Annotated in this window: 8 protein-coding genes; 4 read left to right on the forward strand and 4 right to left on the reverse strand. The window is 63.7% G+C overall.

The annotated features are described in order from the left end of the window. Positions 1–6: 6 nt before the first annotated feature. The 4 genes from MESCI2_RS0129050 to MESCI2_RS0129065 all read right to left on the reverse strand — a co-directional run bounded on the left by MESCI2_RS0129050 (position 7) and on the right by MESCI2_RS0129065 (position 5,116). A complete protein-coding gene (locus tag MESCI2_RS0129050; protein WP_027039528.1) occupies positions 7–1,215 on the reverse strand; it encodes an acetyl-CoA C-acetyltransferase in 1,209 nt (402 codons plus the stop codon). Between the two features lie 33 nt (positions 1,216–1,248). Further along, a complete protein-coding gene (locus tag MESCI2_RS0129055) occupies positions 1,249–2,418 on the reverse strand; it encodes an acyl-CoA dehydrogenase family protein (protein WP_027039529.1) in 1,170 nt (389 codons plus the stop codon). A gap of 120 nt (positions 2,419–2,538) precedes the next feature. Beyond that, positions 2,539–4,350 (reverse strand): acyl-CoA dehydrogenase, encoded by a 1,812-nt coding sequence (locus MESCI2_RS0129060; protein WP_027039530.1) that lies wholly within the window; start codon positions 4,348–4,350, stop codon positions 2,539–2,541. Positions 4,351–4,657: 307 nt separating this feature from the next. Further along, positions 4,658–5,116, reverse strand: a complete 459-nt coding sequence (locus MESCI2_RS0129065) for a MerR family transcriptional regulator (protein WP_013533661.1) — start codon at positions 5,114–5,116, stop codon at positions 4,658–4,660. 455 nt (positions 5,117–5,571) lie between these two features. Here MESCI2_RS0129065 and MESCI2_RS0129070 point away from each other — a divergent pair, with 455 nt between their 5' ends. From MESCI2_RS0129070 to MESCI2_RS0129085, 4 genes are all read left to right on the forward strand, one after another. Next, positions 5,572–9,588 carry a peptidoglycan-binding protein gene (locus MESCI2_RS0129070; RefSeq protein ID WP_027039531.1) on the forward strand — a complete coding sequence of 1,339 codons (4,017 nt, stop codon included), beginning with the start codon at positions 5,572–5,574 and terminating at the stop codon, positions 9,586–9,588. A 192-nt stretch (positions 9,589–9,780) separates the two neighbouring features. Beyond that, positions 9,781–10,704, forward strand: coding sequence for a sulfite exporter TauE/SafE family protein (locus tag MESCI2_RS0129075; RefSeq protein WP_027039532.1), 924 nt, complete (start codon positions 9,781–9,783; stop codon positions 10,702–10,704). Beyond that, complete coding sequence (locus MESCI2_RS0129080; RefSeq protein WP_027039533.1) at positions 10,704–11,495, forward strand: TIGR02186 family protein; 792 nt, start codon at positions 10,704–10,706, stop codon at positions 11,493–11,495. The genes MESCI2_RS0129075 and MESCI2_RS0129080 overlap by 1 nt, the downstream gene beginning before the upstream one ends. 269 nt (positions 11,496–11,764) lie before the next feature. Then, complete coding sequence (locus MESCI2_RS0129085) at positions 11,765–13,021, forward strand: Hsp70 family protein (RefSeq protein ID WP_027039534.1); 1,257 nt, start codon at positions 11,765–11,767, stop codon at positions 13,019–13,021. Positions 13,022–13,133: the final 112 nt, after the last annotated feature.

The raw sequence follows: 13,133 nt of genomic DNA on the forward strand, positions 1-13,133 counted from the left end.
TCCCCGTCAGACGCGTTCGATGATGGTTGCGGTGCCCATGCCGGCGCCGATGCACAGCGTCACCAGAGCGGTGTTGAGATCGCGGCGCTCGAGTTCGTCCAGCACCGTGCCGAAGATCATCGCGCCGGTGGCGCCGAGCGGATGACCCATGGCGATCGCGCCGCCATTGACGTTGATCTTGTCGTGCGGAATGTCGAAGGCCTGCATGTAGCGCAGCACCACCGAGGCAAAGGCCTCGTTGAGCTCGAACAGGTCGATGTCGGACAGCTTCATCTTGGCGCGCTTCAACAGCTTTTCAGTGACGTCGACCGGGCCGGTCAGCATCAGCACCGGCTCGGAGCCGATATTGGCGAAGGTGCGGATGCGGGCGCGCGGCTTCAGGCCCATCGCCTTGCCGGCCTTCTTCGAACCGAGCAGCACGGCGGCGGCGCCGTCGACGATGCCGGACGAATTGCCGGCATGATGGACGTGGTTGACCTCTTCCACCTCGGGATGCTTCTGCACGGCAACCGCATCGAAGCCGCCCATTTCGCCGGGCATGACGAAGGACGGATTGAGCGAGGCCAGCGACTGCATGTCGGTGGACGGGCGCATATGCTCGTCATGGTCGAGGATGGTCAGGCCGTTCTGGTCCTTGATCGGGATGACGGACTTCTTGAAGCGGCCATCGGCCCAGGATTTGGCGGCGCGCTTCTGGCTCTCGACCGCATAGGCGTCGACGTCGTCTCTGCTGAAGCCATATTTGGTGGCGATGAGGTCGGCCGAGATGCCTTGCGGCACGAACCAGCCGGGCAGGCCGACCGAAGGATCCATGAACCAGGCACCGCCCGAGGCGCCCATGCCGACGCGCGACATCGATTCGACGCCGCCGGCAATGACGATCTCGTCGGCGCCCTGCGCGATCTTGGCGGCGCCGAAATTGATGGCGTCGAGCCCCGAAGCGCAGAAGCGTGAGATCTGCATGCCGGGCGCCCTGGTGTCGTAGCCGGCCTCGAAGGCGGCGGCGCGCGGAATGACCGAACCCGCCTCGCCGACCGGATCGACGCAGCCGAAGATGATGTCGTCGACAGTGCCGGTATCCAGCCCATTGCGGTCGCGCAGCGCTTCGAGCGTCTTGGCGGCAAGCCGCACCGCCGGCACCTCATGCAGCGATCCGTCCTTCTTGCCCTTGCCGCGCGGCGTGCGCACGGCGTCATAGACATAAGCTTCAGCCATTTGCTTGCTCCTTGGGTTTGCCTGATGTCGCTCTCACAGAGAGCGGCCGATCAGCAATTTCATGATCTCGTTGGTGCCGCCGTAGATGCGCTGGACGCGGGCGTCGCGGAACATGCGGGCGATCGGGTACTCATTCATGTAGCCATAGCCGCCATGCAATTGAAGGCATTCGTCGACGACTTTCCCCTGCAGGTCGCTGAGCCAGTACTTGGCCATCGACGCGGTCACGGGATCGAGGCCGCCCGCGATGTGGCGGGTGACGCAATCATTGTAGAAGACGCGGCCGACGGTGGCCTCGGTCTTGAGTTCGGCCAGCTTGAACTGGGTGTTCTGGAAATCGATGATCGCCTTGCCGAATGCCTTGCGCTCCTTGACATAATCAATGGTCAGCGCCAGCGCCCGCTCGATCATGGCAATGGCACCGGTGCCGATCTGCAGCCGCTCCTGCGGCAGTTGCTGCATCAACTGGACGAAGCCCTGCCCTTCCTCGTGGCCGAGCAGGTTGGAGGTCGGCACGCGCATGTCGTTGAAGAACAGCTCCGACGTGTCGTTGGCCTTGAGCCCGATCTTGTCGAGGTTGCGGCCGCGCTGAAAACCTTCGACCTCGTCGGTCTCGACGACGATCAGCGAGGTGCCCTTGGCGCCCTTCTCCGGATCGGTCTTGGTGACGACGATGATGAAGTTCGCAAGCTGGCCGTTGGTGATGAAGGTCTTGGAGCCGTTGATCTTGTACTGGTTGCCATCCTTCTGCGCCCGCGTCTTGACGCCCTGCAGGTCGGAGCCGGCGCCCGGCTCGGTCATGGCGATGGCGCCGATCAGCTCGCCGGTCGCCAGCTTCGGCAGCCATTTTTTCTTCTGCTCCTCGGAGCCGTAATGCAGGATGTAAGGGACGACGATCGAATTGTGCAGGCCGATACCGAACCCGTCGACGCCGACATGGCCGATGGCCTCGATGATGGCGCTCTCATGCGCGAAGGTACCGCCGGAGCCGCCATATTCCTCCGGCATAGAGGCGCAGAGCAGGCCGGCGGAACCTGCCTTCAGCCAGCTCTCGCGATCGACCATCTCGTTCTTCTCGAACTCGTCGTAGCGCGGCGCGATCTCCTCAGACATGAATCGATGCGCCATGTCGTAGAGCATGCCGACCTCATCCGCCGCCCAGGCGGGCTTCGGAAGGCCAAGGATTTCAGCTGGGTTGGTCATGCTGGTATGATACTCCTCCCGAGATGCATCATCGAAACTGAGGCCGGCGCACTGCCGCAGCGACCCCTCCCGGCCTTCGGGCCACCCTCCCCTCAAGGGGGAGGAGGACGCCGATCATCTTTAGAACGCTTCCGCCGGCAGTGCCATCAATGTGTCGGCACCGCTCGAAATGCGGGCGAGATGCGCCGACGTCTCCGGCATGATCCGCTCCATGAAGAAGCGCCCCGTCACGACCTTGTTGTCGTAGAAAGCCACGTTGTTTTCATAGGAAGATTGAGCGCCATTGGCGCCAGTCTTGCCAAGTGCCACCTTGGCCATCTGCGCCCACATATAGCCCAGAGCGACCAGGCCGAAGAGATGCATGTAGTCGGTCGAGGCGGCACCGGCATTGTCGGGCTTGGCCATGCCGTTCTGCACCAGCCACATGGTGGCGGCCTGCAAATCGTTGAGACCTTTCTTCAACGCCTTGGTGAACGGCGCCATCTTCTCGTTAGCACGGTTCTCCTCGCAGAATTCGCCGACCTCCTTGAAGAAGGCCTGCACGGCGCGGCCGCCATGCAAACCAAGCTTGCGGCCGACGAGGTCGAGGGCCTGGATGCCATTGGCGCCTTCATAGATCATGGCGATGCGGGCATCGCGCACGAACTGGCTCATGCCGTGCTCTTCGATATAACCGTGACCGCCGAACACCTGCTGCGCCATGACGGCGTGGTCGAAGCCCTTGTCGGTGAGCACGCCCTTGACCACCGGCGTCATCAGGCCGGTGTAGTCGTCGGCGGCCTGGCGGTCCTTGTCGTCGCCGGAGCGGTGGGCAATATCGGACTTGATCGCCGTCCACAGCGCCAGCGCGCGGCCGGCCTCGTTGAAGGCCTTCATGGTCATCAGGCTGCGGCGGATGTCGGGATGGACGATGATCGGGTCGGCCTTCTTGTCCGGCGCCTTCGGCCCCGACAATGAGCGGCCCTGCAAACGATCCTTGGCGTAGGACACGGCGTTTTGGTAGGCGATCTCCGACAGCGACAATCCCTGTAGGCCGACACCAAGGCGCGCCTCGTTCATCATCGTGAACATCGCCTTCAGGCCGCCATTGGCCTCGCCGAGCAGCGTGCCCTCAGCCTCGTCATAGTTCATGACGCAGGTCGAGTTGCCATGGATGCCCATCTTCTCCTCGATCGAGCCGCAGGAGACGGTGTTCCTGGTGCCCGGATTGCCCGACGGGTCGAGCTTGAGCTTCGGCACGATGAACAGCGAGATGCCCTTGACACCTTCCGGCGCGCCCTCGATGCGGGCCAGCACCAGATGGACGATGTTGTCCGACATGTCGTGTTCGCCGGCCGAGATGAAGATCTTCTGGCCTGAAATCTTATAGGTGCCATCGCCGTTCGGCACCGCCTTGGTGCGCAACAGGCCGAGATCCGTGCCGCAATGCGGCTCGGTCAGGTTCATGGTGCCGGTCCAGGCACCCTCGATCATCCTCGGCAACCATGTTGCCTTCTGCTCGTCGGTACCGTGGGTGATGATCGCCGCGATCGCACCCTGCGTCAGGCCCGGATACATCATCAAGGACATATTGGCCGAGACCATATATTCGGCGACGGCGGTATGCACGGCATAGGGCAGGCCCTGGCCGCCGAACTCGACGGGTGCGGCCAATCCCATCCAGCCGCCCTCGCGATACTGGTCGAAGGCCTCCTTGAAGCCTTTCGGCGTGGTCACCGAGCCATCGTCGTGACGCACACAGCCTTCCATGTCGCCGACACGGTTCAGCGGATGCATGACGTTTTCGGCGAGCTTGGCGCCCTCGGCGAGGATCGCCTCGAGCACATCGGGCGTGGCGTCGGCAAATCCGGGAAGGTTCGAATAACGCTGGTACCCCAGCACCTCGTTGAGCACGAACAGCGTATCCTGGACCGGAGCCCTGTATGTCGGCATGCTTTTTCTCCACCCTGCAAACCCGGTCCGAATGCCCCGAAGACAAGCCAGGGGCGGCATGCGGACCCATATTGGGAGCGGGATAGCAAAAATTGACGTTTGCGTAAACGTCAATTTTTCGATGCGACAAGATTCCCCGCCCACTGGAGCAATGAGCGTAGCGGCGCGACGTTGCGCAAGCCAGCGCCGAAAGTCCATGAGAGTGGGCCAGGACAACGAAAAGCCGCGTGGCAGGCCACGCGGCTCGACAGAACTCAGACGATCGGCAGACGACTTGGTGTCTGGCGCAATTGCGGACGGAATTGCCTTAGCTGGCGGCGCTCGCCTGCGGCGCCGAACGCTCGCTCAGCATCTGGCGCACCGCCGACATCGAGCCGCTCAGCTCGTTGATGGCGTCGTCGATCAGCGCCCGTTGCTTCTGCAGGCGGGCAAGCTGCTTTTCCGACTTGTCCAGCGCGAGCTTGAGCTGCTTGGTGTTTGAACCGGTGGGATCGTAGAGATCCATCATCTGCTTGACGTCGCGCAGCGAGAACCCGACCTTGCGGCCAAGCAGGATCAGCTTGAGGCGGGCCTTGTCGCGGCGCGTGTAGAGACGGGTCGAACCGTCGCGCTGCGGGTTGAGCAGGCCCTTGTCTTCGTAGAAACGCAGCGTGCGCAGCGTCACTCCATATTTCTTCGCCATCTCGCCGATGCGGACGAGGTCCTCGCCGGCTTCGGCAGACATATTGGTATTGGCCGCGGTCTCGCCGGCCGAGATAAGCTTCATGGTCACTGGCTTTCCCCGTCTGGTGGCGTCGCGGTCCTGGACCGTGCGTCGCCTGACTGGAAGCGGGGGCCTGCTTCCAGTCGTGGTTTCAACAAACAAATCGCAAACCTGCGCTCAATGCGCCTTTTACGTTTACGTCAATTCTATACCGATTGCCGCATGATGACGCAAGGGCGTTCTGCGCGCCGCCCTTTATGCCGCACCGTCAGGCCGGCAGCCAACATCCTTTCAATTTCTTAAGTTTGGTTAACGCGTTGTTTACCACGTTGGGGGAAATGTGGGCGCGTCGGCTACCCGTGTTTATCCTGTATCGAATTTTTCACGGTTTTTCGGAGCGCGGGCGAGAGCCTGGGAAGCTCGTCTTCCGCCGCGGCATAGCCGCAGGTCGCCTTCGTTCCGGCAGGGACCTGGGGGAACTGGCCACGAGCCAGCCATTCTGAAAGACGGACGCACCGATGAACAGCAAGCGGTCCTATCTCGATACACTCAACGCCGGCAGGCAGCGCAGGCCGCAGACCACGCTCGAGCAGTTGAACCAGTCGCTGGAGACACTGGAGCAGCGGCTGGAGCGGACGCGCGAGGATCCGATGGCACGTCCCGATCTCCGCCAACCCGATCCCCGCCAATATGGCGCCGACGCGCGCTATCCCGCCGCCCGGCCCTCCGGCCAGCAGCGCTGGTACGAGGACCCGCAGCCCGCGTTGCGTCAGAAGAGCCCGACGCAGGGAGCCACCGCTTTCGAGCAGAATTACCAGGCCATTGCCCGCGATATCGATCGCGTGCGCGGCCAGGAGGACGGCGTTGCCATGGTCGGCAAGATCGCCGGCGAATTGCGCGGCATGCGCGAGGAATTGCGCCACCAGATGACCGCCGGTCTGCAGCGGGAATTCGAAGCGCTGCGCAAGGACATCGAGCGGGCTTTCCAGTCAGGCGCAAAGCCCGGTGCTTCGGCCAAGGGCAGCGCCGAACTCGGCCTTGAGTTCGAACGGCTTTCCGGCGCCATCCAGACGCTGGCCGAGAAGAGCGACGACAGAAGCGTCAACATGCTGCGGCTCGAGCTCGAACAGGTCAAAGCCGCGCTCGAAACGCTGGCACGCGAAGAGAGCGTGCAGAAGGTCGACCGCCGCTGGGACGATTTCGATCGCCGCTGGACGGCGTTCGAAGACCGCGTCGATGCCGACCAGCGCAAGCGCTCGGACGACCCGGGCCTGTCTGCTCTCACCGCCCGGCTGGAGCAGATCAGCAATGCCGTCAACAATTTGCCGGAATCGTTGTCGCTGCGCTCGCTGGAGGAGAAGGTGCGCACGCTTGCCGGTGCTGTCGACCATTTCGCCAGCCAGCAGGACAATCGCGGCAGCGACACGCTTGGCATGATCGACGAGCGGCTGGACGAGATTTCCCGCGCCATCGTTGCATCCACGGTGGCCGCGCAAGCCAATTCATTCGACCACGAGGCTTTCGAGCGCATCGAGAAGCGGATCGACTCGCTTGCCCGACAGATCGAGGAAGTGGCGCAGGATCGTCCGGGCAACGCGGTCATGGACCGGTTGAGCACGCTGTCGGGCCGGGTCGACGAACTCGCCGGCCGCGCCAATCTGCCGGAGCAGGCGATGGAGCGCCTTGCCAAGCAGATCGCACTCATCGCCGACAAGATCGACCAGGCACCCGCCATGCCTGACGCCGACTACATCTTCCAAGGGCTGGAGCAGCGCTTCGACGTGCTGTCGAGCATGATGGAACGCCGCCAGGGTGACGCCATCGAACAGGGCAACATGCTGTTCCGCGATCTCGAGCGCAGACTGGACGAGGTTGCCGACAGGCTCGACCAGCGCATGCCGCAGGTCGACAGCGCCGGCATCATGGAAGCCATCGATGCCCGCTTTACGGCGCTCGCCAAGCGTATGGAAACGCGTGTACCCGATCCTGCGGGCGAAGCGGCGATCCGCGGCCTGGAGAGCCGGCTCGAAGACATTTCAAGCCGGCTGGACGCCTCGGCCGCACAGGTCGCCGGCATCGATCCGGCGCTGATCCGCAGCCTGGAAGCACAGGTTGCCGGCCTGTCCGCTCATCTTTCCAAGCCCAGCACCCCGCTGCCGGAATTCGAGGACATCAGCCCGCGTCTCAACGAAATTGAAAAGTCGCTCGCAGGAACCCGCGATTCCATCCTTGGCGCGGCGCGCGAAGCGGCCGAGAACGCAGTGCAATCGCTGGCCGGTTCGAGCGCCAATACGACCGCGGTTTCCGGCCTCGCCCAGGATTTGAAGACGCTTGAAACGCTGACGCGGCGCTCTGACGAACGCAATTCGAGAACGTTCGAGGCCATCCACGACACTTTGCTCAAGATCGTCGACCGGCTGGGTTCGCTTGAACCCGGCGAGCCGGTCGAGGCGATGAGCGAATTGCTGGATGCGGCACCGGTCGAGCCGAGCAATTGGCGCGGCGCGCGGCGACCCAAGATGGCCGTCGACGCGCCGTCGATGGATATCGATCAGCCCCTGCCATTGACCGGGGACATGGCCGATCTCGATGGCCGTGCCGCCGCCATCCTGCGCAACGAGCCGGGTGCTCGTAGCGATCTGGGCGGCCTGGGTATGGGAACGCGCACGCCGGCCGAAGCCGCAGCGGCTGCGGCCATGGCTGCTCTCGGCTCCGACACAATTGTCGACAAGAACGAACAGGCGGGCGGCCGCAGGTCGATGTTCGGTGGACTGGCCCGCGCCTTCAAGGGCAAGAAGGAGGCGGACATCCCGCCACTGGCCGGCTCGGCGCCGAGTGCCCCGATCCCGAGCGTTGATCTCGACGAACCGCTCGATCCGAAAATGGCCAACCGGCCGCTGGAGCCCGGTTCCGGCGCACCTGACCTTAACGCCATCATGAAGCGCGTGCGCGACGAGCGCGGCCAGCCGGCCAAGCCCAGCGACACCGATGCCGCGAAATCGGATTTCATCGCCGCTGCCCGGCGCGCTGCGCAGGCCGCGGCCGCCGAGGCCGATGCGCTGAAGCGCCAGTCGACGGTAACCGGACCGGTGAAGGCGCTGCGGATCGGCGACCTGCTCAAGGCACGGCGCAAGCCGATCCTGATGGGGACAACCGCGATCCTGCTGGCGCTGGGCGCCCTGCAACTGGGCAAGGCCTTCTTCGCCGAACCCGCCCAGCTGGCAAGCAACGACGTCGCACCGATCGTCGCCTCGCAGCCGGTGCAGACCGCCTCGCTCGATGCCGCGAGCCAGCCAAAGACGGACGCGCAGCCCGAGGCAGTGGAAAGTGCGCCTGACCGCACCGTCAGGCAGGCCGAGCCGTCCGCACCGGCAACCAAGGACGACATGGCCGCGCAAAGCATGATTGCCACGCCGCCAGGCGCCGAGCCGCCGATGGGTGCCGCGCCGACCGCAGAACCGGTTCCCGCCCCCGTCGCCTTGGCCACATCGGCCGATGCGGCCCCAGCGGTGTCCGAGACGACGACAGCCTCGGCTGCGCCCGCCTCGACCGTTCCGGTCGCCCCGGAAGCTGCCGATACCGACACCGGCATCCAGCCTATGGCGGCAGAGCCAACCACCACAAAGGACACCACGGGCGCGGTTCCGCCGGTGGACGCTTCGCCGGCGACGACGGCAAAGTTCGACATTCCCGCTGACGCCGGCCCGCCCGCCTTGCGCGATGCCGCCGCCAGCGGCGACGCCAAGGCGCTGTTCGAAATCGGCTCGCGCTATGCCGAGTCGCGCGGCGTCAAGGAAGACATGGCGGCAGCGGCCAAATGGTACGAGAAATCGGCGGAACTCGGCTTCGCGCCGGCCGAATACCGCATCGGAAATTTCTACGAAAAGGGCATCGGCGTCGCGCGCGACATCAAGAAAGCGAAGACCTGGTACCAGCTTTCCGCGGCACAGGGCAACGCCAGCGGCATGCACAATCTGGCCGTCCTGTTCGCCATGGCGGCAGACGGCGTGACCGACAATGAATCGGCTGCGCACTGGTTCCAGGCGGCGGCCGACGTCGGCGTCAAGGACAGCCAGTTCAATCTCGGCATCCTCGCCGCCAAGGGCGTCGGCATGAAGCAGAACCTCGAAGAATCCTACAAATGGTTCGCGCTCGTCGCCAAGACCGGCGACAAGGATGCCGCTGCCAAGCGTGACGAGATCGCCAATGCGCTGCGGCCCGAGCAGCTCGAGCGCGCCCGCGCCGCGACCAAATTGTGGAAGGCCAAGCCGCTGGATGCGGCAGCCAATTCGGCCGACATTCCCGAGTCCTGGCAGGACGGCGCGCCGCAGACGACCGCCAGCATCGACATGAAGAAGGCCGTCCAGAACATCCAGCGCATTCTCAACAAGAACGGCTACGATGCCGGCGGCGCCGACGGCAAGATGGGCCAGAAGACGAAGACCGCGATCATGGCTTTCCAGACCGACAACAAGATGCCGGCGACCGGCGAAGTCGATGAAAAACTGGTCAAGGCACTGCTGGCGCGCAAATAACGGCAGAGGCGTCGTTTCCACGACGCCCTTGCCACACATTCGCCTGTTAACTGATTGAGATGTTTTTTGTTTCGGTGGCGTAGCGCGGTTTGACTTCGCAGCACCTCCGGCGCAAGAACGAATTGGCTTGTCGGGCCAAGATGCCCGCAACGGTTGCATTCGCCGACAGGCAGAACTGATCGAGACTGACGGGTGGGCATCTATCTCCCGATCGCGGAAATTTCCGTCAATATCTTCGTCCTGCTGGCCATGGGCGCGGCGGTGGGTTTCCTGTCGGGCATGTTCGGCGTCGGCGGTGGCTTCCTCATCACGCCGCTGCTGATCTTCTACAACATACCCCCGGCGATCGCGGTCGCCACGGGCGCCAACCAGGTCATCGCCTCCTCCGTCTCCGGCGTCCTTTCGCACATGAAGCGAGGGACGCTCGACTTCAAGCTCGGCGGGGTGTTGCTGGCCGGCGGCATTGTCGGTTCCACCGGCGGCATCTTCGTCTTCGCCTTCCTGCGCCGCCTCGGCCAGCTCGACCTGTTCATCTCGCTGCTCTACGTCGTGCTGCTCGGCACCGTCGGCGGGCTGATGCTGGTCGAAAGCGTCAATGCGCTGCGCGCCACGCGCAGCGGTGCGGCACCGGTGCTGAAGAAATCCGGCCAGCACAACTGGATCCACCGCTTGCCGCTGAAGATGCGGTTCAGGGCCTCAAAACTGTTCGTCAGCGTCATCCCCGTCCTTGGCCTTGGCGCCGGCATCGGCTTCCTGTCGTCGATCATGGGCGTCGGCGGCGGCTTCATCATGGTGCCGGCACTGATCTATCTGCTGAAAGTGCCGACCAACGTCGTCATCGGCACCTCGCTGTTCCAGATCATCTTCACCTCCGCCTATACGACGCTGGTCCACGCCACCACCAACCAGACGGTCGACGTCGTGCTGGCCTTCCTGCTGATGGCGGGCGGCGTCGCCGGTGCGCAGTACGGCGCCAAGGCAGGCCAGCGGCTGCGCGGCGAGCAACTCAGGGCCTTGCTGGCGCTGCTGGTGCTGGCGGTGGCGATACGATTGGCGATCGATCTTTTCGTCACCCCGCCCAACCTCTATTCGCTGTCTGCCGCGGGCCTCAACTGATGAAGGCTCGCAACACATTCGCAACCGCCATTCTCCTGACGCTGCTTGCGGTCGCCGTGCCGGCGAAGGCACAGGTTCCGCTGACCGAAGGCATCCAGATCGGTCTCTCCACCGATAATGTCTCGATCACCGCCGGCTTTTCCGGGGCCGACCTGACCATTTTCGGTTCGCTGGAAAACCCGGATCCACTTGTCGCGCGCCAAGGCCGTTACGACGTCATCGTCGTGCTCGAAGGTCCGCCCAAACCGGTGGTGGTGCGCCGCAAGGACCGGGTGCTAGGCGTCTGGGTCAATCTGGATTCCGAGACCTTCGAGAACGTGCCGGTCTCCTATTCGGTGGCGACGACGCGACCGCTGCAGGACATCACTGAACCCAACAGCTACAAGCAGCTGTCGCTCGGCGCCTCCAACCTCTACATGCAGCCCGCCGATGCCGGCGACAGCCCGGCGACGATCGAGGAATTCACGGCCGCACTGCGGGAGCGCAAGTCGGCGACCGGCCTCTACAGCGAGAATGTCGGCGGCGTGCAATTCCTGTCGCAGAACCTGTTCCGCGCCACAGTGAGGCTGGCGCCAAATGTGCCAGTTGGAACCCATAAAGCCCGCGCGTTCCTGTTCAAGAGCGGCCTGTTCATCAAGGAAAGCTCGGCCCAGCTCGAAATCCGCAAATCCGGTTTCGAACAGTCGATCTTCCGTGTCGCCCACAATTATTCCTTCCTCTACGGCGTCTTCGCGATATCGCTGGCCATGCTGACAGGCTGGCTCGGAAGGCTGATCTTCCGGCGGGATTAATGCATGTCGCCCAAAAGTGGCCCCGGTTTTGGGAGAACGACATGCATCGAATCAAGACCTGAAGTGCGTCGCGTGAATCCACTCAAACGCGACGCACTTCAGAACTTTCCCCGAAAAGTGGTTTCCCTTTGCCGAGGCATGCGGTAGACCGCGCTCCCCAGCCAAATGGCAGACACAAACAATTCGGTTCGGCAGCGCAGCCCGTCCCCGGGCAGCGCGCGATTTCTCGGCGCCTGTCGGCTCGCCGACGACAAATACAGGAACTTGTCATGCGACCAGCCTTCGGCGGCATCGACTTCGGCACTTCGAACTCCACTGTTGGCGTGGTCCGCAACGGGCAGCCGCGCCTCGTCGCGCTGGAGGACGGCCAGGTGACACTGCCCAGTGCCGTGTTCTTCAACTTCGAGGACAACCGCACCTGCTTTGGCCGTCACGCCATCGCCAACTACACCGACAGCATCGAAGGCCGGCTGATGCGTTCGCTGAAGAGCGTGCTCGGCAGTTCGCTGGCCCATGAAAAGACCCGCATCAAATCGCGCTCGATCGGCTTCATGGACATCGTCGGCATGTTCCTCGGACATCTCAAGATGAGGCTGGAAGCAGATGCCGGCGATACGGTCGAGACCGTCGTTCTTGGCCGGCCGGTGCAATTCGTCGACGACGATGCCGAGGCCGACGCGAAGGCGCAAAGCGAACTCGAGAACGCCGCCCGTGGCCAGGGCTTCAGGCACATCGCTTTCCAGTTCGAGCCGATCGCGGCGGCGCTCGACTACGAACAAAAGGTGACATGCGAGGAACTGGCGCTGATCATCGATATGGGCGGCGGCACGTCGGACTTCTCGATCGTGCGCGTCTCGCCGCAGCGCTCCCGGTCGCTCGACCGCAAGGACGACATCCTGGCCAGCCGGGGCGTCCATATCGGCGGTACGGATTTCGACCGGCTGCTGAGCATCGCCCATATCATGCCGCAACTCGGCTATTTGACGCCGACCAAGGACGGCAAGCGCAATCTGCCGGCAAGCTACTTCATCGACCTCGCGACATGGCAGCGCATCAACCTGGTCTACACCGCCAAGGCGATGACGCATCTGCGCCAGATCCGCTACGAGGCCGAGCGCGCCGACCTGGTCGACCGTTTCATCCACATCGTCGAACACCGCTATGGACACGCGCTGGCCGCACTTGTCGAAAAAGCCAAGATAGAGCTGACCGACAGGTCATCCGCGGAGGTCGTGGTGAAGCTGCCGGGTGCGGAGTTCGCGGCCGAAATCACGCGCAACGGGCTGGATGCCACGATCGCCAGGGACATCGAGCGGGTCACGGCGACGGTAGCGCAGACCATCCGGGACGCTGAGGTGAAGCCATCCGATATCACCGCGGTGTTCCTGACCGGCGGATCGACCGCGATCCCGCTGGCAAGGCGAGAAATCCTGTCGCTGGTGCCGCAGGCATCTGTCATCGAAGGCGACATGTTCGGCTCGGTCGGACTTGGCCTGGCGCTGGATGCGCAGCGAAAATTCGGCTGACCGGGTCCATTGATATTAGGTGATGCCGGCCTGCAAATGGCTGATACCTGCGCTTCCGGTGCTCACGTACTTTAAGTACGCTCCGCTCCGGTTCTCGGCATCAGCCATTTTC

The sequence above is a fragment of the Mesorhizobium ciceri WSM4083 genome (assembly GCF_000519305.1).
GTDB lineage: Bacteria > Pseudomonadota > Alphaproteobacteria > Rhizobiales > Rhizobiaceae > Mesorhizobium > Mesorhizobium ciceri_B.